At 61.0% G+C, this 22735-nt stretch carries 15 protein-coding genes and 2 pseudogenes; 12 read left to right on the top strand and 5 right to left on the bottom strand.

What is annotated here, in order from left to right; genetic code table 11:
- Positions 1–90 precede the first annotated feature (90 nt).
- From KZH41_RS15185 to KZH41_RS15130, 12 genes are all read left to right on the top strand, one after another.
- Positions 91–2658, top strand: a complete 2568-nt coding sequence (locus KZH41_RS15185) for a type VI secretion system Vgr family protein (RefSeq protein ID WP_263272772.1) — start codon at positions 91–93, stop codon at positions 2656–2658.
- 14 nt (positions 2659–2672) lie between these two features.
- Entirely contained in the window at positions 2673–5075 is a 2403-nt protein-coding gene (locus tag KZH41_RS15180; RefSeq protein ID WP_263272771.1) for a DUF2169 domain-containing protein, read from the top strand.
- Positions 5068–6015 carry a pentapeptide repeat-containing protein gene (locus KZH41_RS15175; RefSeq protein WP_263272769.1) on the top strand — a complete coding sequence of 316 codons (948 nt, stop codon included), beginning with the start codon at positions 5068–5070 and terminating at the stop codon, positions 6013–6015. The genes KZH41_RS15180 and KZH41_RS15175 overlap by 8 nt, the downstream gene beginning before the upstream one ends.
- Positions 6016–6025: 10 nt before the next feature.
- Positions 6026–6676, top strand: a complete 651-nt coding sequence (locus KZH41_RS15170; protein ID WP_263272767.1) for a DUF3540 domain-containing protein — start codon at positions 6026–6028, stop codon at positions 6674–6676.
- A gap of 9 nt (positions 6677–6685) precedes the next feature.
- Complete coding sequence (locus KZH41_RS15165; protein ID WP_242149397.1) at positions 6686–7093, top strand: DUF4150 domain-containing protein; 408 nt, start codon at positions 6686–6688, stop codon at positions 7091–7093.
- Entirely contained in the window at positions 7090–7737 is a 648-nt protein-coding gene (tssJ, locus tag KZH41_RS15160; RefSeq protein WP_094951059.1) for a type VI secretion system lipoprotein TssJ, read from the top strand. Before KZH41_RS15165 ends, tssJ begins: the two co-directional genes overlap by 4 nt.
- 40 nt (positions 7738–7777) lie before the next feature.
- Entirely contained in the window at positions 7778–9163 is a 1386-nt protein-coding gene (gene tssK, locus KZH41_RS15155) for a type VI secretion system baseplate subunit TssK (RefSeq protein ID WP_263272765.1), read from the top strand.
- On the top strand, positions 9160–9828 hold the full coding sequence (locus KZH41_RS15150; RefSeq protein WP_094951057.1) for a DotU family type IV/VI secretion system protein: 669 nt from the start codon (positions 9160–9162) through the stop codon (positions 9826–9828). The genes tssK and KZH41_RS15150 overlap by 4 nt, the downstream gene beginning before the upstream one ends.
- A 1-nt stretch (position 9829) precedes the next feature.
- A complete protein-coding gene (locus KZH41_RS15145) occupies positions 9830–13507 on the top strand; it encodes a type VI secretion protein IcmF/TssM N-terminal domain-containing protein (protein ID WP_263272762.1) in 3678 nt (1225 codons plus the stop codon).
- The gene (locus KZH41_RS15140; RefSeq protein WP_263272760.1) at positions 13504–16209 is read left to right on the top strand and encodes an ATP-binding protein; all 2706 of its coding nucleotides are present in this window, start codon (positions 13504–13506) and stop codon (positions 16207–16209) included. The genes KZH41_RS15145 and KZH41_RS15140 overlap by 4 nt, the downstream gene beginning before the upstream one ends.
- Before the next feature lie 3 nt (positions 16210–16212).
- Positions 16213–16857: a two component system response regulator gene (locus KZH41_RS15135; protein ID WP_094951054.1), complete on the top strand. Its 645-nt coding sequence runs from the start codon at positions 16213–16215 to the stop codon at positions 16855–16857.
- A 116-nt stretch (positions 16858–16973) separates the two neighbouring features.
- On the top strand, positions 16974–17462 hold the full coding sequence (locus tag KZH41_RS15130; RefSeq protein WP_083358425.1) for an Hcp family type VI secretion system effector: 489 nt from the start codon (positions 16974–16976) through the stop codon (positions 17460–17462).
- A 23-nt stretch (positions 17463–17485) separates the two neighbouring features.
- On the opposite strand, the gene KZH41_RS15125 is transcribed toward KZH41_RS15130, so the two are convergent.
- From KZH41_RS15125 to KZH41_RS15110, 5 genes and pseudogenes are all read right to left on the bottom strand, one after another.
- Complete coding sequence (locus KZH41_RS15125) at positions 17486–18121, bottom strand: dTMP kinase (RefSeq protein ID WP_083358426.1); 636 nt, start codon at positions 18119–18121, stop codon at positions 17486–17488.
- 174 nt (positions 18122–18295) lie between these two features.
- The gene (locus tag KZH41_RS15120; RefSeq protein ID WP_263272755.1) at positions 18296–19528 is read right to left on the bottom strand and encodes a phosphopentomutase; all 1233 of its coding nucleotides are present in this window, start codon (positions 19526–19528) and stop codon (positions 18296–18298) included.
- Positions 19525–20817 (bottom strand): annotated as a pseudogene (gene deoA, locus KZH41_RS30310) (thymidine phosphorylase); the annotation flags it as partial. The gene KZH41_RS15120 and the pseudogene deoA, both read right to left, overlap by 4 nt.
- Positions 20818–20856: 39 nt before the next feature.
- A pseudogene (locus tag KZH41_RS30305) lies at positions 20857–22107 on the bottom strand (NupC/NupG family nucleoside CNT transporter); the annotation flags it as partial.
- 54 nt (positions 22108–22161) lie between these two features.
- The gene (locus tag KZH41_RS15110) at positions 22162–22560 is read right to left on the bottom strand and encodes a cytidine deaminase (protein ID WP_094951049.1); all 399 of its coding nucleotides are present in this window, start codon (positions 22558–22560) and stop codon (positions 22162–22164) included.
- Between the last annotated feature and the right edge of the window lie 175 nt (positions 22561–22735).

Below are 22735 nucleotides of genomic sequence, written 5' to 3'. Positions count from 1 at the left end.
CAATCAGGTCTTTACCCGAGCGCTAAAAAAACGAGCCCGCCCTACAGTGGCCCCGTGACTCGATTGCGCAGGTAACCAGGAGTTCAGACCATGACATCGACCGAGCTACCACTGTGCACGTTCCAAAGTGACGCGCTCGCCCTCGAACATCTGCTGGTTGCCAGCTGGCAGGGTGAAGATCTGTTATCGCGGCCGTATCGCTTCGAGGTGGTACTGGCGTCACTGGCTCCGTTGCTGAACGAAGACGCCATGCTCGGCGTTCCCGCACACCTGACGCTGTTTGACACCTTGGGCGCGGCGCATCCGTACCATGGCATCGTAACGTCGGTGGAGGTGCTGGACGCCGACGAGCTCTACCACTATTGCCGCGTGGTACTGGAGCCACGCATGAGCCGCTTGCGCCTGCAACGCTTCAGCGAAATCTGGCTGGATAAAAATCTGCCGGAGTTGGTGCGTGACATTCTCAAGCATGCCGACCTGACGCATGAAGGTCAGGGCTCGGACAGCACCAGCACGCAGGTCTTCGATTTCGACCTGCGCTTGCGGGACGACGACATTCCTCATACCCAAGCCAGCTTTACCTGCCAATACGAAGAGTCGAGTTTCGACTTTCTCTCTCGCCTGTTGGAATACAGCGGCTGCTACTACTTCTTCGAACAACAGGCTGAACAGGAAGCCCTGATCATTTGCAGTGACCGCAGCGCCCAACCCAGGTCCTTGCTGCCGGTGCGCTACCGCCCCTTGGACACCGCGCTGAACAATGATCTGCAAGCGGTCGCCCACAGCTTCATTCGTCGTACCGTGGTGCAGCCGGCGCACGTGGTGCTGCAAGACTTCTCCGCCAGCAACGCACAACGGTCGTTGCACAGCACCGCACCCGTGGCGGCCGGCTGCGTCGCCGGCAACGACCAGGCACCGGGCCCATCACCCGCGTTCAGCGGTGAATACGGTGTGTATGGCGAGCATTTTGGCAATAACGATCAGGGTCTCTGGCTGGCGCAACGTCGCGCCCAGGCGTTGGGTTGCCGGCATCGGCTGTTTCAGGGCAGTGGTCATGTTGTCGGCCTTCGATCGGGTCGCTGCATGGCACTCACCGGCCATACCCACCCGGGTATGAATGCGGTCTACCAAGTGCTTGAGGTGCACCACAGCGGTCATCAACCTCTGCCTGCGACAAGCGACGATAAAGCACCCCGCGATACCCTGGTGCGCTTTGTGGTGATCCCCGCCGCGGTGCAGTTCCGACCACGCCTGGATACCCAAAAGCCCAACGTCGTCGGCGTGCTCAGCGCCGTGGTGGATGGCGACGACTGCGGCAAGCCGCTGCTCAACCAGCACGGTTGCTATAAAGTCCGCTTCCCCTTTATTCGCCATCAAAAGCCTGGCACGCGAGGCTCGGCGTGGCTGCGCATGGCGTCGATGTCTGCCGGCTCCAGCCATGGCATGCACTTTCCGCTGCTCAAAGGCAGCGAAGTGCTGGTGTCATTCCTTGGCGGCGACCCGGACCGGCCGATTATTGTCGGCAGCGTGCCGAATTCGGAAAACCCCAACCGGGTCAATGAAAAAAACGCCACCCAGAGTGGGCTGTCCACGGCGGGCGGGCACTTTCTGGCGATTGACGACCAACCTGGCGCTGCTCACATGCAAATGGGCGCGCCTGGCGGCAGCACCACCTTGACCTTGGGCAATGGCGAAATCGCTGGCGCACAACTGCGTACCAACGCGCATTTACACTTGACTTCGTCTTCGCTTCACCACGAGGTGCCCGGCGTATATTCAATGTCCATGGGCACCGGTGAGCCACCGCCAGCCAGTGGCAGCGGCCCAGAACCGGATGCCACTGAGCCGGCGCAGCCACCCGAGCCAAAAAAACCGCTGGGCAACCTCAACACAGGTAGCCATTGGGGTGGCCCGAGCTGGCTCAACCTCGGGGCCAAGGCTGACTACAGCAACGCCCCTACATTCTCGGCCGCACTCAAGACCGCTACCGTGCAGTCGGACGCCAGCTTTGGCGCACTCAAGCTCAGCCTCACTGGACAAGCAACTTCTGTGGCCATGAATACGTCAGGCGTCAGCGCTTCAATGTCGTTTAACGGGATTGACTACACCTATTCGACGACCAAGAAAGACTGCTCGAAAGTATCCGATCAAAGCGTGCTGATCACCCGCCTGCAAAGCTCGGTTACCCAACTGCGCGGGGACCTGCGGGATGTCGAAGTCAAGACCTATAACATGGCCGCAAACGAATCAATCACCCTGGTCTGTGGGGACAACTCCATCGAGATGAATGCCTTGGGTGTTCGGATTGTCGCTGGCCACATCCTGACCCTCAAAGGTGACACGGTCATCGAGGGAAATGCCTTCGTCAACGGCAACCTGACTGTCCACGGCAAGACCACGACTGAAACCGCAACGGTCTCGCGCACACTCAGCGTAGACACTGCCAGTGTGAATACCCTCAATGCTGACGCAGCGACGTTCAGCACGCCCTATATCCCACCTGTTCCTCTGGAAGTGCAGGCCCGGGCCGCGGAAAAACAAGCCGAGTTCGACGCGCTGTCACAAACAGTCAAGGGCTTGACGGAAAGTCTCAATATGGTCGCCAACCTGGCACTCGAACCGGTGGAAAAATTCAGCCCGCTGGACTTGCCAGTCTGACGAAGGAGCTGACCATGCATCTGACCTATCCCGATATCAGCCTGTTGACCCTGGCCCGCCAACAAGGCCCGCAGCCGGCGAGCCTGACGATCACTGTGGGGTTGCTTTATGACCGCGACCACCCAGTCATCGCCGCTGAACACGCGCTGCCCTGGCTCAGCGAACGCTTCGCCAAGCAACCGTTCGACAGTGGCTTGAAGAAGGCCCGTGGTAGTTTCGCGGTCCACGGCAGTGCCTACCCGCTGACGTCCGAGCAGCAACAACAGAGCATGGCGGTGCGCGTGCGGGTGGCAAGCATCAGTAAGATTCTGCACCTGCATCCGCCGCGGACTTGGCAGCGTGGTGTGGCCGGTGTTACGCCACGCACCACAGGCCCGCTCCTACCTTTGCCATTGGACCTGCACCATGCCTTCGGAGGGGCCGGCTGGGCGGACAATCCCGACGGCAGCGGTTATGTGGCTGATCCTGACAGCTGTGTGGGCACCTCGTTGCCACAAATCGAAGACGCACTTTCGCCCATGAGAGTGCCAGGGCAGACCCTGCCAATCGCCACCTTGGGCCCTCTGCCGCCGCATTGCCTGGAGCGTCGTGAGTGGTGGGGAACCTGCGATGCGCAATGGACCGCGCGCCGTGCGCCCTACCCACCACTGGATTGCGATGCCCGCTGGTTTGATGCGGTGCCCCAGGACCAATGTGCGCCTGGCTACTGGAGCGGCAACGAAGACTGGTGCGTGGAGGGCATGCACCCGCAGCACCCGCAGGTCAGTGGTACGTTGCCGGCGTTGCGAGTACGTCTATTTGTGAAGCGAACGGCGCTTGCGCACGAGGTCGAAGAGCCGACTGTGCACCTCGACACGGTTTGGCTGTTCCCCGACGTTGAGCGGGTTTTGCTGCTGTACCGGGCCGAGGTCAGCGTGGCCGATCTTGACGGCGCCGATATTGCCCAGCTAGGCGCACTGTATGAGTGCGCCGGCGCGCCCTGCGCAACCGTCGCCGCCTGCTGCGAAAAACTCTGGCCTTGCGTTAAACCGACGGCTGCAGCGATCCCAACAGCACGGGAAACCGTCGACAAAGAGGTGATTATCCGCCGTATGCAAGCCTCGATTGACGCCCGTTACGCGACCTTCGCCGCCGAACAAGGCAAGGTACTGGAATGCGCCGCCAACCTCGGCAAACGCTTCGGTAAAACCTTGAACCGGGCCGACTACCCGGCCACTGCCCCTGACCTCGCGGCACTGATGCCACACCCTGCGGCCAAGACCCCGGCGTTCGACCCGGTGGCGCTTAAGGCGCGCATTCATACCGCTATTGAACACGCTCACGCGGCGGCCGAGAAGTTCCTGGACCAGACGGCGAGACGCCTGAACATGCACCCCGAGGCGCTGCGCCAGCAGATCAAGCACGCCGAGCAAAGCGCCTCGCCCGCCCTCAAGATTGACCCATTGTCCAGTCTTGACTACCTGTCGCTGTCGCCGCAGCACAAAGCCTCATTGCACACGCAACTGAGCGCCGGCTTGCAACAGATGCGTGAGACAGAACAGCACATCAAGCAGACAATGCACGCACTGCGGGCAAAGTTACCGGGGGCCATTCCAGGCGCCAATCCGCTAAGAAACGCACCACCACCGACTGCCCACGGCGACCACATCATACCCAAGGCCGAGCCATGGACCCGCGCGTTACTGGAGGCTGCCCACACCCGTGGCGAGCACCTGGAAGGCGCGCATTTTGTCGACCTTGATCTGTCTTCCAGCGACTTGGCCGGCGCCACGTTGCAGCGCTGCGTGTTTGATCGCTGCGTACTGACTGGCGCTCAATGGCTGGGCGCCGACCTGACCGGCAGCATCCTGCGACATTGCGACCTGCGCCATATCAACCTACGCGACGCGCAGTTAGCTAAAAGCCGCTTCAACGCTTGCCTGTTGGACCATGCGCAGCTGGGCGGCGCCAGCCTGCAATCAGCGGCGTGGTCAGCGGTCAAGGGCCAAGACATTGACCTGACCAATGCCAAGGCCGCTGACCTGCAACTGGACCTGGATTGCCAACTGCCCGGCATTCGCCTGGACCACGCAGACCTCGCCAATGCCAGCCTGCAAGGCGCCTCACTGGTGGGCGCGAGCCTGCGTGGCTGCGACCTGCAAAACGCGCTACTCCACCAGTGCGACCTGCGCAGCAGCCACGGTTATCGCCTGTGCGCCCGCAATGCCGACTTCACTGGCAGCAACCTCAGCCACATACAGTGGGTGGGCGCCAACTTGCAGCAGGCCCGCCTGCGCAAAGTCCGGCTGGAGCAGGCCGACTTGCGCGACAGCAATCTGCATGCGGTGTCCAGCGAAGGCGCGCGAGGTCTTGGAGCACGCTTGCAGGGTGCTGTATTGAGCTATTGCCGTTTACCCGAGGAACTCAACAATGTCTGAACCAATGACCGCCGAACAGCTGCGCGCACGCATCGCTGAAGGCGGCGTACTGCGCGACCTCTGCCTGGCCGGCGGTGACTACCGGGGGATTGCTTTGCGCGATGCGCGCTTTGAGCAAGTCGATGCGCGTAATGCTTGCTTCAATGGCGCCGACCTCAAGGCCTGTACCTGGGTCGACTGTCAACTGGCGGGAAGCCACTTTTGCGGCAGCCATTTGCGTCAGGTCGACTTCAGGAATTGCCAATTCGATGGGGCAAACTTTGCCAAGGTTACGCTCGAAGGTGGCCGCTGGTTACGGTGCGAGGCCGTTGGATTGAGCCTCAGCGAAGCTAATGCCAGCAACCTCAGTTTTGTTGACTGCGCATTTTCAGTGCCCAACTTACGCGGCAGCGTCATGCGTCAATGCCAACTGGACCATATGAGCCTGTGTGATGCCGATGCCAGCTCAGTGCAATGGCATCAAGTGCGCGTGACCGACAGCCTGCTGCGCAACCTCTACATGATCGACGCACACCTTGAGCAATGTGCATTTGATCGCAGCAGCCTGACCGACATTGACCTGAGCCATGCCGAAACCCGCGCGCTGTCGCTGTACCAATGCCAGGGGACACGGGTGCGCTTCATCGCCACTAACCTGCTGCAGGCGATCTTTACCGACGCGCAGTTGAACGCTGTCGACTTCACCGACTGTGGGTTGATACAGGCCAACTTGAACGGTGCGCAGCTGCCCGGCGCACGCTTCTTGCGCGCGCGTCTGCGCTACGCGCAATGCATCTGTCTGCGTGCCCGTGGCGCCGATTTCACGGATGCCGATCTGTTTGGCGCCAACCTGCACGCCGCCGAACTGGACAACTGCCAGTGGCAAGGGGCACGGCTCGGCGACATCTACCCTACCGACCCGCTACGCCTGGCCGCTGATTGCTGGCAGCCGACGCTGTAAGGAGAACATCATGCCACCGCACGTCCAGCCGCACAGTCAATACACGGCCACCTTGCACCATGCCCGGATCAATGCCCTGGAGGGTGAGCGTTTCGGCGTCGTCAGTAGCGACGGGCGACGTTTCTGGCTCAAACCCGCAGCCGGGTGCCTGCTACACCCGGCACTGGGCGATGCGGTGCTGATCTGCGTGGAGGGTGCGAGCGGCTACATCCTTACCGTGCTGGAGCGCGACAGCACCACGCCCGCACGCTTGAGTGTGGACGGCGACCTGCACCTGCAACTGCCAACAGGTGCGTTGCAGGTGCAGGCACGGGACGGTATCAACCTGGACGCCGGCGCCGCACTCGCCGTGCACAGCGCCAGCGTCCTGTTGCACAGCACCCACGCCTGCCTGACCACTAAAACGCTGCAGGTCAGCGGTGAACGCGCCGACAGCTATTGGCTGCAACGCCATGACACTGCGCTGCACGCGCACCAATACGTGCAGGTGCACACAGCGGAGTTCGGCGACAGTCGGCGCCGCGTGGAGGGGCACGAAGACCTGTACGCAGGCTCGGTCAGCCAGCAGGTGAAAAGCGACTGGCAATTGCGTGGCGAAACCCTTGACCTGTTCGCCGACAGTACTGTCGCGCTGGATGGCCAGCGCATCAAACTCGGTTAGGAGCTCCCTATGTACATGCTGACCAATGATGGCGCGGTGGCAACCGCCACCGCACCCGACATGTGTAATACACCAAGCCCGGCCGGGCCTGTACCAATGCCTTATCCCAACATTGCCGACACCAGCATGGCGGATCCCGGTGGCTTGGTTGCAAAAGTGCTGGTGATGGGCATGCCGGCGATGAACGTGATGAGCAAAGTGACAGTCAGCAATGGCGATCAGGCGGGCGCCGCAGGCGGCCTGGTCAGCGGCAGAATCATGGGTGAAATGACCTTCCTCAACGCCAGCACCTGCGTGATGGTCGGCGGCAAGCCTGCCGTACGGATGACCTGCCTGACCGGCCATAACGGCGCGCCCCAGAATACCGTGGGTATGGTCAGCGCCCCCGGCCAGACTAAGGTCTTGGTGTTGCGATGAACACTGTTGCGCTGAAAACTGCTGCGCTGAAAACGATTGGCGTGCTGTGGCTCGTCCTATTCCTATTGCTCAGCGCCTGCAGCAGTAACGCCCTGACACCACAGCAACAGGCGCTGAGCGAGCTGAAATGGAATTACGCCGATGACAGCATTGAATTGACGCTGACCGCCGACAAAGATCTCAACCAATACGACGGCCAGCCACACTCGCTCCTGTTGGTCGTGACCCAGTTCGCTCAACCTAACGCCTTCAGTGCCTATGCCGGCAGCAGTCAGCAACTGAGCAAGCTGTTGCTGATGCCCAGCGCACCGCCGGACCTGATTGGCCTGACCCGCCTGTTTATCGAGCCCGGCCAAACCCGTACCGTGCGCCTGCCACGCCTGGAGGGCGCAAAAATGGTCGGTATCAGCGCCGGCTACGCCCACTTGGACCCGCAGCGCAGCGTCAAGCTCTACCGCATTGGCGTGGACGTGACCTCTACCGGGTTCTTCAGCAAAACCTGGTCAGCCTGCCCCAAACCCCTCGCCATCCATCTACTGCTTGGGCCTGACGCGCTATTGCGCAGCCAGCAAAGCCGGCTGGCGAAGCCTGCCACCGAGCAGCCCGTCGAAGGCGAAATCAGCTTGCCTGGCGTGAGCCAATGATGGCTGTTGCGCGTGTTTCCTCTCTCTGTCGAGGTGCCCTATGAACATCGACAAACCGCTTTACTGGCATCAAGGCCTGTTCCTGCAACCGCAGCACTTTCAACACAATGACGCACGCCTGGAAAACCTCATGACCAGGCACCTGGCCTGCCTGCAACCGCATGCCTGGGGGCTGGTATCGATGCGCTTGAGTGAGGCGGCACTGGCGTCCCGTCAATGTCGAATTGAACAGCTGTCGGTGCGGTTTACCGACGGCAGCCTGGTGGAGTACCCCGGTAATGCCATGCTGGAGTGCCGCCCACTGGCGCAGGCAGACTTTGCCCGTGACAGCCGCACACTGTATGTCGGCCTCAAGCGCAGCCAGCCGGGCGAACCTGACGCGCAGGTATTCGAAGACCTGCAAGACGCCGAAAAAGCCAGCGTGCGCTTCGCGGTGAGGGCCGACCCGCAACCCCTGAATGATCGGCACGCAGAAGCCCCCGAAGCGCTGGTACGGCAAATGTGCTACGTCTTGCGCTTATTCTGGGAAGAGGAGCTGGACAACCTCGGCGCCTATGAGCTGTTGCCTGTCGCGCGGTTGGAGCACGACGGTGACCGCATTCATTTGTGCGAACGTTACATCGCCCCTTGCGTGATGATCGGTGCCTCGCCAGCGTTAATGCAAACGTTGCGCGATACCCGTGACGAATTGGTCAGCCGAGCCCGACAGTTGGAGGTCTTCAAGCAATCAGGCGATGCGCGTTATGGCGACTTCGATGCCGCACACACGCAAAATTTGCTCGCATTGGTCACCCTTAACCGTTACGGCCCACTGCTGACGCATTTTCTGGAAACACCGCAAGTTTCACCGTGGCAGGTGTATGGGACGCTGCGCCAGTTGGTGGGTGAACTGAGTGTGTTCAGCGAGCGCTGCGACATGCTGGGGCAAACCGCCGATGGCCGTTCGTTGTTGGCGCCCTATCACCATGAAGAGTCCGGCCAGGCCATCACTCTGGCGGCTGGGTTAATAGGCCAATTGCTTAACGAGATCAGCGTCGGCGCAGAACTGCTGGTGCGGTTGCTGCCCAGCGATGGGTTGTTCCAGAGCGCCCTGCCTGACGCCTTTGTTGGCCCGCGCCACCGCTACTATCTAGTGGTGCGCAGCGAGGGTGATCCGACGCGACTCGCGCAGAACCTGGAACTGGACGGCAAGCTGGGCGCCCCGCAGCACATGCCTGACCTGATCAGCCGTGCATTACCGGGGGTTGAACTGATTTTCCTGCACGTGCCGCCGCAAGGCATGCCCCGCCGGCCCGGAGCCCTCTATTACCGACTGGAACCACTGAGTGACGCCTGGGAAAAAATCTGCAGCGCGCAGGCCGCCGCGCTGTTTATGCCTGATGCCCCGGCAGACTTGTTGGTAGAGCTGGTGGCGGTACGCGCATGAACGAAAGTCGCTTGGCCGACTGCTGGGTCGGCATCTTTGAAACCACTCATGGCGTCATCGCCGATCCCGCTGCGTCGGCGACCACCGCGAAAGCAACCCTCACCCACCAGCTGGACCTTGCGGTCGATCGCGCCCGTGAACTCGGTTACCTCGAAACGTGGGTGCGCGAATCACTGTTTTCGGTCGTGGCCTGGGTGGATGAAACGGCAATGACCACCCTGTGGTGCGGCGCCGTCGACTGGCGTCGGTCGCCCTTACAGCGCCACTACTTTTCTACCACACGGGCTGGGGTCGAGTTTTTCCAGCGCTTGCAGGCGCTACCGGAGGATGCCGGGCCGGTTCGCGAGGTGTTTGGCCTGGCCCTGCTCGCGGGTTTCGCCGGTCACTACGCAACGCGCCCAGGCGATGAACTGGCCGACTTTCGCCGCAAATGCCTGCAACGCATTGCCCGTGACGGCCAGATGCGCACGCTGGACGCGTCCAGCAGGTTATTTGCCCCGCCGTCATTCGGTGCCACAGCCGCGCGCGCGCAGACGCGTCGGCGAGTGCCCATGTTGGTGCTTGTCGCGTTGATCGTGATTCCGCTACTGGGCCTGGCAGCCCTTTACATCGGCCTGGACAGGCCGCTGGCAACGGCTGCCGCGATGCTGATGGAGACCCATTGAAATGTTGAAAAAAGCGCTAGTGGCGGTGTTCTGGATGGTCGCGCTGATGACGCTGGGGTGCGCCTGTTGGGTAGTCGTGGTGCTGTGCGGCTGGCCACTGTGGTGTTTGCCGTTGATGGTCATTGGTGTGTTGTCTGGCGGCTGGTTGCTGTTCTGGACCGTGCGGCAGTGGCAAGGTTGGCGCCTGCGCAAGCACCTGCAGCGCGACCTGCCGGACCGCGTCGCGCCCCTCAGCCCCGATGTCGATCAGTGCTGGAACGACGGTGTGCGCTTGCTGCGCCAGTCGCGTTTGGGCCGCTCGGGCTATTTTGGCTCGGCACTGCATGCCCTGCCCTGGTTCATGCTGCTCGGTGATACCAGCAGCGACAAAAGCACACTGCTGGCCCATAGCGGCTTGGCTACGCCGTTACGTTCAGCTCGGCATAAGGTTCTCAACTGGTGGTTCTTTGAACATGCGGTGGTACTCGACCCCGCCAAACCCTTGCTCGACTGCGCCAGTGCCTGGAAACGCCTAATGGTACGCCTGGCACGTTCACGGCGGCGCGAGCCGTTGAACGGCGTAATTCTGGCGATTGCGATTGAGCGTCTGCAAGAAACGAATAACGCTTACCTGCAAACGCTTGGGCAGAACCTGCGTCAGCAGGTGGATGACCTGGTGACGGTGTTCGGAGCACGCCTGCCGGTGTACCTGGTGCTTACAGGCGCTGAGCGCATCGAAGGCATGCACGAATGGGCCGCCAGTCTCAATCAGGATCAACGCCAGCAGGCACTCGGTCTGCTGGCCGACGCGGGCGATGCAGATGCCCAGGGGTTTCTGGACAAGGTACTGGGGGAAATCAATCGTCGTCTCTTCGAACTGCGTATCGACCTTGGCCAGCGCGGGTTACCCAGTGCCCAGGCGCTGCATGTGCCTGAGCGCGTTGGTGCGCTGCGTCCGGGCCTCGAGCAATTGTTGTTACCCGCGTTTGACCGCAACCCGTACTGCGCCCCGCCGTTGTTGTCCGGCCTGTTTTTAACCGGCCAAGGTGTCGATGAAAATGGCAGCCCGGTCGGCTGGTTCAGCCGTGAGCTGTTTGACCGAGTGCTGCCTGTGCAACGCTTCGCGTATCGCTCCATCGACGGTTGGCGGCACTGGCGTCGTTGGTCAGGGCATGCAGCCATCGTGCTGTGGTTAGTCGCTTGCGGCGCCCTGGCCACGCTGCTGATTGACTCCAGCAGCCATGTGCGTCACGAACTGGACCTGATGACTCAGGAATGGCCGCGCACCCGCGCTTTTGGCAACGGGCTGGACCAGGATCTGCAAACCTTCCAGCAGCAGCACCAGTTCATCGAGAACCTTGAGCATGAACTGGCCCCGAGCTGGAAGCGCTGGCTGCCGTTTCACCACCGGGTCAGTCAAGTGATCGGCTACGACCGCGCGCGGTACGTCACCGCGTTCGACAATAACGTGCAGCGTCCTTTGTTCATGAAACTGCTGCCTGATCAGTTGCAAGCGATTGCGACCAGTCACAACGACACACTTATCGCCAGCTACGCGGAGCTGTTGGTACGGCAAATCAACTTGATCAATGCGCGGCTCGTCGGTGGTTCACTGGATGCCTTGCCGGGGCCGGGAGAACAATTGCTGCCGCTGCTGGGCCAATTGCTACCCGACCAGGTGCCCAGTGCAACGCAGGCGCGCTCGTTGAGTCACAGTTTCAAAGCTTATCTGAGGTGGCAAACCGACGAGCAAGCCTTGGTTGAAGAGCGTGCCAACGCCCTGCGCCAGCTTAACGGCCTGGGGCTGGCCACTCGGTCGTTGTCTTGGCTGGAGGCCTGGGCGGACCAGCAGTCCCAATTGCCCAGCCTGCGTTATTCTGACTTCATGCAGGTGCCACCCTCTGCCGACGCGGCCCTGCCCCGGGCGTTCACCGTTGAGGGACGCAATGCGATTCTGGGCTTCATTGATGAGTGGGTCTGTGCGATGGGCAATCAGGCCGAATGGAAAAATCAACGTGAGCATTTTCTTGTTCAGTATCAAAATGACACGCAGGATGCCTGGTATCGCTTTATCGAAGGTTACCTCTCGATGAATCCAGCTGATCGGGACAATCAAGCTCAATCGCGCGACATCCTCAGCACTGTTGGCACAGCGCGTGAGCCCTCCCGCCAACTGCTGCAACGCGCCGCCGCGCGTGTCGCACTGATCCCGGTGGCCAACCGCAGGCCCTGGGCACAGTTGAGCGTGCACGTGAACCGTCTGCTTGAACTGGCGCAAACAGCGCCTGCGTCGGGTCACGCCAGCCTGCTTGGCAACTTACGCACCGCGAATGACCTGGGTAGCGACGTGCTCAAGGGCAGCGTCAGCAGCGGTTCCGTCGCAAAGGGCGTGGATGCCGTGAACACCGATATGAGCCAGGCAAAAGCGCTCAGCCAGTTCAACCAAAAGCTGCAGGCGGTGGCGACCGACCTGCGCAAGAGTGATGCACAAGCGTTCCAGGTGGCCCTCGATAATTGGGGCTATGGCAATGATCCGTCGATCAAGTCCGCGGGCCTGTGGGAAGCACAGGACCTGCGCGAAGGATTGCGCCGACAACTGACACAAGGTGACGCGAGCGAGCCGGTCGTGTGGAAACTGGCTTTCGGTGGCCTGGACTTTGCGATGGACTATGCCGGGCAGGTTGCCGCTTGCCAGTTGCAGCAAGACTGGAACAGCCAGGTATTGAGCGCCGTGGCGGGTGTGCACGACCCGGTGGTGTTGACTGACACGCTGTATGGCGAGCGCGGTCAAGTGCCCAAGTTTCTCACAGGCCCGATCAAGACCTTTATCCAGCAGGATGCACAGGGTTTCAAAGCGGTTACTGCATTGGGGCATAAAGTGCCCTTCAACGATGGGTTTCTCACCTACGCCGGGCGCCTGCAACATGCCCAGTCGGACCTGGCAGTGGCCAAGCGCCAAAACGCTGCGCAGCAGGCTGAACGCCAGGCGCAACGACAAAACCTGCAAGCTGCGCAAAAGGCGTTGCAGGCACAGCAAGCGACATTGCAGCCGCAGCTCAACCTGCCAGCCAATGCCGCCGTGGTCGGCATCCAGGCGACGCCCGTGTCGATCAACCTTGGCGCCAGGCAATTACCCCAGCAAACCCGACTGACATTGCAATGCAGCAGCCACTCAAACGTGCTGGATAACTTTAATTTCCCTACCAGTACCGACTTCACGTGGGCGCCCGGGGCTTGCGGCGATGTCAGCCTGCAGGTACGGTTTGCACATTACACACTGACTAAACATTGGCCCGGTGCGCAGGGGTTCATCGACTTTTTGCAGACGTTTGCCAGCGGTCAGCGCACCCTCACCCCTGACGACTTTCCCGAGCAGCGTGACCTGATGGCCAGCGATAACATTACCCACCTGACACTCACCTACCGCTACACCGGCGCCGACAGCTTGTTACGTACCGAACAACAAGCTCAGGCGGCGAGTAGCCAGGCCAAGGCGATTGATGAACAGTTGAAGACCATCAATGACCAACTGACGGCCATGGATGCCCAGGACGCGGCAGAGACAATGGGCGAAGCCGCGCAGGGCAGCATTACCGAACGGCGGTTGGCTGCGCAGCGCCCCCCGGCGCAGATTGCCTACTGCCGGGCGTACGCCCCTGAGCCTGGATTTTCGTCCACCCTCAAGGCACCGCCTGAATGAAATCGTTATGGCGCAGGTCCCTGGCGTTGCGCATCACCTGCGCGCTGGTAGTGGTGCTGGCGGGCAGTTGGTGTGTAGCAACCGGGCTGAGTGCGTGGCGTGTCTACCATCAACTGGAGCGTGAGTCACTGCAGGAGCTCAGTCAACGCGTGGAGCTGATCACTCGCGTCGACAACGATGATTTGCAAGAGGCCGCCGATGGCGCGCGCAGGTTATTGCGACTATGGCGCAGCCCGGTGAGCGAAGAACTCGACATGCCGTCACCGCGCAGCACGCTTTACTGGCTTTCCGACCCGGGTGCCAAGCCGTCGACGAAACTGCCCCGTGCCGCTGTGGCTGCGGAAGCCTATGGCGCTGCGGGTCAGTCGATGATTGTTGATACGTTTTTCTACTTTCCAGGTGTCGGCGCGGCCTTTTCCACGGGCCCCTACCCCATCAAAGGATTCACCGCCAGCCGTGCCACCTACCTGCGAGACTTGAGTAAACGCCTGCCCGATGCAAAGGCCGACATCGTCTGGGATGGGCCTGTCTATGATGCCCATACCGGGCAGCAACTGATCACCGTGGCCGCTATAGGCCGCGACAAGAACGGTAAGGTGGAAGTCATTACCGGTTATGACCTGCAACTCAATGACCGTTTTGCGCGCATGTCGCAGTTACTGCGCGGGTACAACGGCTTCATCATCGACCACACGGGGCTGCCCATCGCATCGCTGCCCGCAGGCGCACCCAGAGACTACCAGTACCTGACGACGCCGTTACCGGGCCTGGACATACATGGCACCTTTCCTCAACAGCTTAAACTCAGCCATGGCACTGCGGTGGTCGCGCGCCTGGACGTACTGGATTGGTACCTGGTGTCGCTTTACCCACGAGCGCGTCTGCGCGCCAACACCTTGCAACTGATCATGAACGAAGCGCCGTTTGCCATCATCGGTCTGGTGCTGTTGACGCTGGGCTTGCTGACCGTACTGCGCCAACAACTGGCACGCCCGCTGGCCGGCTTCGCCCAGGCCATTGAAGAAACCCGCCACTCCGATGACCTGACACGCCGCTTGCCGGTGGTACGTGACGATGAACTGGGGCGTTTTGCCCGCGCCTATAACGACCTGCTCGACACCGTTCACCGGGAGCGCCTGGGGCTTGAAAGCCAAGTACAAGCACGCACTTGCGAGTTGCGTGAAGCGTGGCAGAGCGCCGACCGGGCGAATCTGCTCAGGGGGGAGTTCCTGGCGAACATGAGTCACGAAATTCGCACCCCGCTCAACGCGATCATCGGCATGAGCCATCTGCTCGCTGACACGTCTGCGGGCGCGCCAGAGCGGCGCTTCGTGGCTTCTATCCGCGATAACGGTGATGCGCTGCTGGCACTGATCAACGACATTCTTGATTTCTCCAAAATAGAGTCGGGCAACCTCACCGTGGAACACACGCCCTTTGACCTGGCGGCGCAGGTTGCCGAGGCGGTCAACGTGCTTACGCCGCGTGCTCAAGAGAAACGCCTGCGCCTTAGCGTTCACGTCGCCGGCGATGTGCCGACTGGCGTCAAGGGCGACCCGCTGCGCTTGCGCCAGATACTGCTCAACCTGCTCGGCAATGCCATCAAGTTCACCCCGAGCGGTTCTGTGCGATTGCTGGTGTGGAAGGGTTCGGAGGGCAACGTGGGTTTTAGTGTCGAAGACACAGGTATTGGTATTGCCGAGGATAAGCAGGCGCAGATTTTCGATGCTTTTCGCCAAGCCGACGCCTCGACCACTCGTGAGTACGGCGGTACTGGGTTGGGCCTTTCAATCAGTCACCGCCTGGCGCAGCTCATGGGCGGCGAGTTAAGGGTCAAAAGCGCACCGGGCAACGGCTCGACGTTTACCCTTGTGCTACCCCTGCCGCCCCTGGCCGCTGATGAACCTATCGTAGCGCCGGTACGCGAGGACATGGACACCCTGTGTGGCCACGCTTACCAACTCAACGTTCTGGTGGTTGACGATGTGCCGACCAACCGTGAAATCGCCTGCCTGTATCTTGAGCGGTTCGGGCATCGCTATCAGTGCGCGAGCAATGGAGAGCAAGCCTTGCAACTGCTGGGCAAAGTGATCTTCGACGTGGTCTTGATGGACAGCCAGATGCCGGTAATGGGTGGGGTGGAAACCATCCGCAAATTACGCTCGGGTGCGTACGGCGTGCTCGACGAAGAGACGTGGGTGATTGCACTGACAGCGAATGCCATGACGAGTGACCGCGAAGAGTTCCTGCGCCAAGGCGCCAGTGCCTACCTGGCTAAACCCGTGTTGCCAGGCCAACTGTTCAGGGCGCTGGAGAGCGCCATTGCCTGGCAGATCAAGCGCGACATGGAGCTTGCGCCCATGCCCGTGGGCAACATCAACCCCCAGCAGAGTAATACCGCTCACGTCTCACCCACCTCACCGCTCATGACGCCGCGCCTGCGCGAACTGTTTCGTGTCGACACCCAGCGTTTACTCGGTTTGATGCGCACGGCCTGCGATGCGGCTGATCATGCTGAGCTCGCGCATCTGGCACACACGCTCAGAGGCACCTGCGGGCAATTTGGCGAACGGGAACTGGAGCATCTCGCCCGCCTGCTTGAGGACAGTACAGAACAACAATACGCTAACTGCGAAGCCGCTTTGCGCAGTCTTGAAACTGCGTGCGCGCGGCTGTTTTGCAATAACGCCCTCAAAGGATGACCTATGGCTGACTATCGGATCGTGGTAGTAGATGACCACCCATTGATGCGTGAGGGTTTGCGTGCCCTGCTGCTTGATGTACCTGGAATCAGGATCGTCGGCGAAGCCGAGAATGGCCGCCAGGCATTGGATGTCTGTCGCGCCCTGGAACCGGATTTGCTGCTGCTGGACCTGAACATGCCGGTGATGGACGGCATTTCCGCATTACCGCTTATACGCCAGCGCTGGCCGAGTATTCGCATCCTGGCCCTCACCTCGCGTCTCAGCGAGCAAAACGCCGCCCTCGCGCTGGATGCCGGCGCTGATGGTTACGTGCTCAAAAACAGTACCAGTGACGTGCTTGTCACGGCTATTGCCACCTTGCTCACGGGCAAGCCGTTTCTGGATGCGCATTTAAACACCGACCAGGTCGCTGCACTGCGCGCCAACAGCAGCACACAATCAGGCATCACTCTGACCGATCGCGAACGCCAGGTGCTCAAATTGGTGGCTGAGGGCGCGCGCAACCGCGATGTTGCCGAGCTGCTATGTATCAGCTTGAAAACCGTCGAAACCCATCGTTTGAACTTGATGAAAAAACTCGATGCGCACAATGCTGCGGACCTTACTCAATGGGCATTCAAGCTGGGCGTGTGCATCCAGGAGTGATTCAGGTATTCACCGGAGGGTGGCGGCTGCCAGCCCTCAGTAATCTGACTCCATCGCGAAGCGGCTCGAGGCCCATCGCGTATGTTCACCTCAATGAATGAACTGGAGTACTCGTTATGCCAATGCCCTGCTATCTCACACTGGAAGGCCAGAACCAAGGCAAAATCGAAGGTTCGACCAAAGTCCAGGGCCACGAAGGCAAGATTCTCGTGCAGGCCATAGACCACACCATCGAAATACCGAAAAACCCTCAAACCGGGCTCCCGACAGGCAAGCGCGTGCATGGCGCAATGACCCTCACCAAGGAAATCGACAAAGGCTCGCCCAAGCTTTTCCAAGCGCTGACGTCTGGGGAGCAAATGAAAACTGTGTCCCTGGAGTTCTATCGCATCTCGCCTAAAGGCACTGAAGAGAAGTACTACACGGTAAAGCTTGAGAATGCGGTGCTGGTGTCTATGAAGTCATGGACGCCTAACTGCCTGGACCCGAACAACAAGCAAATGGGCCACATGGAAGACCTGGCGTTTACCTACGAAAAAGTCACCTGGACGTACGAGCCCGACGGTATCGAAGCCGAAGATTCGTGGTTGGCGCCTAAGGTATAGGAAGACAACGAAGGCTACGGCGACTAGCTCCGCGTAGCCTTCGCCCGCATTCGCAGGACGCTGTAGATCTCAGCAATCACCTGAGCCGTGGCGTCCTCGATCGTTGTTTCATTACGGCATAAAACCCAGCCCTGATCGGTCATCGCGCGCTCGAACGCCTGCGTACACGCGACATGTTCTTCCAGCGTATGGATCACCGTACTGCTCAGCCCGCGCCGTCGTCCGGCTGCCCTCGCCCATGAAATATCAGGGGCGGTGACAACGCCGACATGCAGGTCAGGCACTCGCACATTTCGATCAATATTTAACTGCAGAATGTCTGCAAACCGCACGATTCGGCGAAACGCTGCATCGGAGGGGTACCAGCGATCAATCAAGATGATGCTACCGGGTGGCTGTTTAGTCAGTACGTGCTGGGAAATCCAGGCACGGCTATCCGCAAAGCGCTCACACACCCTCAACTCCAAATCCCGGTTGGGGTTTCTGACGAGTGCGTTTACGAGAGCCATTGTTTCAGCCCTATGGGGATCGCTTTTTTGCTCGCTGAGTCGGATCACCTTTTGGTTGCCTGCCCTCAGTGCTTGGGTAACGGCCTCCAAAAGCGTGGTTTTGCCCGTTCCCTTGGGCCCATCGAGAGAAACAAATAGTGGACGACTCATACTTCACATAATGATTGATAGCGGGTTTAGTTACCCTGTTCGTCCGCCCGACCGCTGGGCGTGATGACGCGAACCGAGTGCAGCGCCCATATGAACAGACATTACTGAAGGCGTCGATCATCAATTGGCAAACCCGCTATCAAGCTACCCCGCCCGATTCCAAAGCAGGCGGACTCAAGGATGATCCCTCAGCAAAAACGAGGTCCCCCACGCCAGCGGCGCCAACTCCAAATGCGCCGCCAGCGTCTGGCCAATATCGGCAAAGCTGCCGCGCTCGCCCAACCAGCCTGCTGCCACGCCTGCACCGTACGCCAACACGGGCACATGCTCGCGGGTGTGATCGCTGCCAGGCCGAGACGGGTCGCAACCGTGGTCGGCGCTGATGATCAGCAACGTTTGCGGGTCCATCAACGCCAATAACGCCGGCAGCCTGCGGTCGAAAGCTTCCAGCGCGGCAGCGTAGCCGGCCAGGTCGCGGCGGTGGCCGTAGAGCATGTCGAAGTCGACGAAGTTGGCAAACACCAGGCTGTTGTCTGGCGCCTCCCGGAAGGCCTTGAGTGTGGCATCGAACAGCGCATCGTTGCCGTCGGCCTTGTACAACCGGCTGATGCCGCGGTGCGCGAAGATATCGCCGATTTTGCCCACCGCATGCACGCTGCCGCCGGCTTCGCACACGCGATCAAGCAGCGTCGGCGACGGCGGTGGCACCGTGTAGTCGCGGCGATTGCCAGTGCGGCGGAACTCGCCCGCGTGCTCGCCGGTGAACGGTCGAGCAATGACCCTGCCGACGGTGTATTCATCACACAAATCGCGTGCGATTTCACACACCCGGTACAGCTCATCAAGCCCGAAATGGCGTTCATGAGCGGCGATCTGCATCACGCTGTCGGCCGAGGTGTAGCAAATCGGCTGCTTGCTGCGGATGTGTGCCTCACCCAAGTCGTCCAGCACTGTGGTGCCTGAGGCGTGGCAGTTGCCCAGGATACCCGGCAACCCTGCCCGCTCAATCAGGTCGGCCAGCAACTGTGGCGGGAAGGAGTCGACCGGCCGCTCGAAATACCCCCAGTCGAACAACACCGGCACGCCCATCATCTCCCAATGCCCGGAAGGAGTGTCCTTGCCTGAGGATTGCTCGCGCGCATGGCCGTAGGCACCCACCGGTGCCGCGTCTCCCCAGTAGCCCGGCAACGGCCCGTCACCACTGGCCGCCGCTGCGGCCCCCAACCCCAGCCGCCCCAGATTCGGCAGGCACAACGGCCCCTGGCGCAACGGGCCATTGGCTTCGCCACGGGCACACGCCTGGGCGATATGGCGCAAGGTGTCGGCGCCTGCATCGCCAAACTGGGCCGCGTCGGCACTGGCGCCGATGCCCAACGAATCCAGCACCAACACGATGGCCTTGCTCATAGCATTGCCTGGATCAAGTCGCGTGCGGCCAGGCGTTCACCGCCTAGCCGGTAGGCTGCGCGCAAGGCGGATGCGCCCTGCCCGGCCTGCTCTTTAGTGCGTGCGTGTACCCAACCCAAAGGCCGTTGCGCGCTCACCTGTTCACCAACAAAGGCCAACTCGCTGAAGCCGACGGACAGGTCCAGCACGTCGTCGGGATGACTGCGCCCGCCGCCCAATGCCACCACCGCCAAGCCCACCGCGCGGGTGTCGATCTCGGTGACGCAGCCCTCCTCCTCAGGCCACACCGGTACCGACACGGCGGCCTTGGGTAAATGCGCTTCGGGGTTGCCAGTAAAACCCTGCGGGCCGCCCAGCGCACTGACCATGCGCTCGAATCGCTGCAAGGCTGCCCCGCTCTCCCAGGCCCGATGCAATTGATCACGGGCGTGAGCGTCGTCCCTCGCAATACCGGCCATCGTCAGCACTTGAGTAGCCAGCGCCAAGGTCACCGCCCACAAGCGTTCACTGCGCACCTCGCCCTTGAGCAAGGCGACCGCTTCGGCAACTTCCAGGGCGTTGCCGGCACTGCGGGCCAGTGGCTGGTTCATGTCAGTGATCAGCGCGCGGGTGTTGACCCCAGCGCCGTTGGCCACTGCGACGATGCTGGCGGCCAGCGCTCGCGCCTGTTCCGGCTCGGCCATGAAGGCGCCGTTGCCGGTCTTCACATCCATGATCAAGACGTCGAGGCCGGCGGCGAGTTTCTTGCCGAGGATCGACGCAGTGATCAGATCAATCGACTCCACCGACCCGGTCACATCGCGGATCACATACAGGCGCTTATCCGCGGGCGCCAGGTTGGCGGTCTGGCCGATAATGGCGCAACCGACCTCGGCCACCACCGCGCGCAGGCGTTCAGGGCTGGGTTGGCAGTCGTAGCCGGGGATGCTTTCAAGCTTGTCCAGGGTGCCGCCGGTGTGCCCCAGGCCTCGCCCGGAAATCATCGGCACGTAACAGCCGCAGGCCGCCAGCAACGGCGCCAGCAGCAGGCTGATCATGTCGCCGACGCCACCGGTGGAATGCTTGTCCACGATTGGCCCGGGCAGGTCCCACTTCAGCACTTGGCCGGAGTCGCGCATCGCCTCGGTCAAGGCCAGACGTTCACTCACGTCCATGCCCTTGATGAATACCGCCATGGCGAACGCGGCCACCTGCCCATCGCTGAGGCTGCCGTCGGCAATGCCGGCGACAAACCGTTGAATGTCCATCGCACCAAGCGCATGCCCGTCGCGTTTACGCCGAATCACTTCTTGTGGCAACCACATACCGTGCTCCTTACAGCGAAATGAAAAGCCGACAATCGCCGCACTCATCAGGTTAGAAAGCGTGCCGCCGATCATCGCCCGCAAGCCCAGCCGCGCCAGTTCCTGGCGACGTTGCGGGGCGATACCCGTGAGGCCGCCCAGTTGAATCGCAATCGAAGACAGATTGGCAAAGCCGCACAGGGCGAAGGTGACGATCACCTGGGTGTGGACCGACAACAGCGGCACACCGGCTTCGGTGGCCTTGGCCGGGGTCAGGTAGTTAGCCAGGTCGGCATAGGCGACAAACTCGTTGAGCACCAGTTTTTCACCGATAAAACCGCCGGCCAGGACCGCCTCATGCCACGGCACCCCGAGCAGAAAAGCGAGGGGCGCCAACACATGCCCGAGGACCAGTTGCAGGGTCAGCTGCGGGTAGCCAAACCAGTTGCCCGCCCAGCCCAACAGCCCATTGAACAGCGCAATCAACGCGATAAACGCCAGCAACATGGCGCCGACGGACAAGGCCAGGCGCAAGCCGACCTGGGCGCCCTCGGCGGCGGCGTCGATGATATTGGTGGGGCGATTCTCAGCCTTGCCCAGTTCCTCAATCACCTGTTCGGTGCAGGCCGCTTCGGTTTCCGGCTCCATGAGCTTGGCCATCAACAGGGCCCCCGGCGCCGACATGAAACACGCCGCGATCAGGTACTTAAGCTCCACGCCCAACCCGGCATAGCCCAGCAGCACCGAGCCGGCCACTGCGGCGAAACCACCGACCATCACCGCGAACAGCTCAGAGCGCGTCAGCTTGGCAATGAATGGCCGAACCACCAGCGGCACTTCCGACTGGCCGATGAAAATCGCCGAGGTCACCACCATCGACTCGATGCGACTGGTACCCAGCAACAGGCGCAAGGTGCCACCCACCAGCCGGATGATCCAGCCCATCACGCCGATGTAATACAGCACCGAGATAAAGCTGCCGAAGAACACGATCATCGGCAAAACCCGGATGGCGAACACAAACCCGCCACTGCCGAACACTTCAAACATGTGCGGCGAACTCAGGCCGCCGAACAGAAACTCGATGCCTTTGTTCGCGTAAAGCTGCAGCGACGCCACCGCCCCCGACAGCGAGGCCAGCACCGTCTGGCCCCACGGCACGTACAGCGCAAAAGCACCGATCAAGACCTGGATCAAAAACGCGACCGAAACCGTGCGCCAGTTGATCGAACGTCGCTGGTGAGATAAAGCAATGGCAATGAGAATAAGGGTCGCTATTCCGACAAGACTGATCATGCAGGCGTCTCAACAATGGACCACGCGGATGCAGACCCGAAGGCCTGCCCAGGATTAGAAAGCGTCGAAGGCGCCCGGCAGCAATTGCTCCAGGGTCCAGGTACGCGTGGCGGCCGGGTCACTGCCCTGACAAATCACCACTGCATCCTTGGCCATCAACTCCAGCATCACCTGGCGGCAGGCACCGCAAGGGCTTATCAGTGAAACGTTGGGTGCATAAACCGCCATGGCCTTGAAACTGCCTGGCGCATGGCCCTGGCTGATGGCGCTGAACAACGCGCTGCGCTCGGCACAGTTGGTCAGCCCGTAGGAGATGTTCTCCACGTTGCAACCCTGTACCACCTCACCGTCGGCGGTCAGCAACGCCGCGCCGACCGGAAAGTGGGAGTAAGGCGAGTACGTGCTCTGGGCGGCACGCTTGGCCTGTTCCATCAAACGCTGTTCAATTGTCATTCACAGGGTCATCCCATCTTATTGCGAGCACGTCCAGGGCGGTCGTGACGCTATTGTGTTGTTATTTAAATAACAATTGATGTGAATATTCAATCTTTTTTTGCGCTTGTGAACAAAGGTACGCGCCGAAGCCCTTGGCTGCCTCAAGTGCACGCGCATATGACGTAGACAGGAG

The organism is Pseudomonas sp. YeP6b (assembly GCF_025642995.1).
In the GTDB taxonomy this organism is placed as follows: Bacteria; Pseudomonadota; Gammaproteobacteria; order Pseudomonadales; family Pseudomonadaceae; genus Aquipseudomonas.
This window is presented reverse-complemented; position numbering and strand designations above follow the sequence as displayed.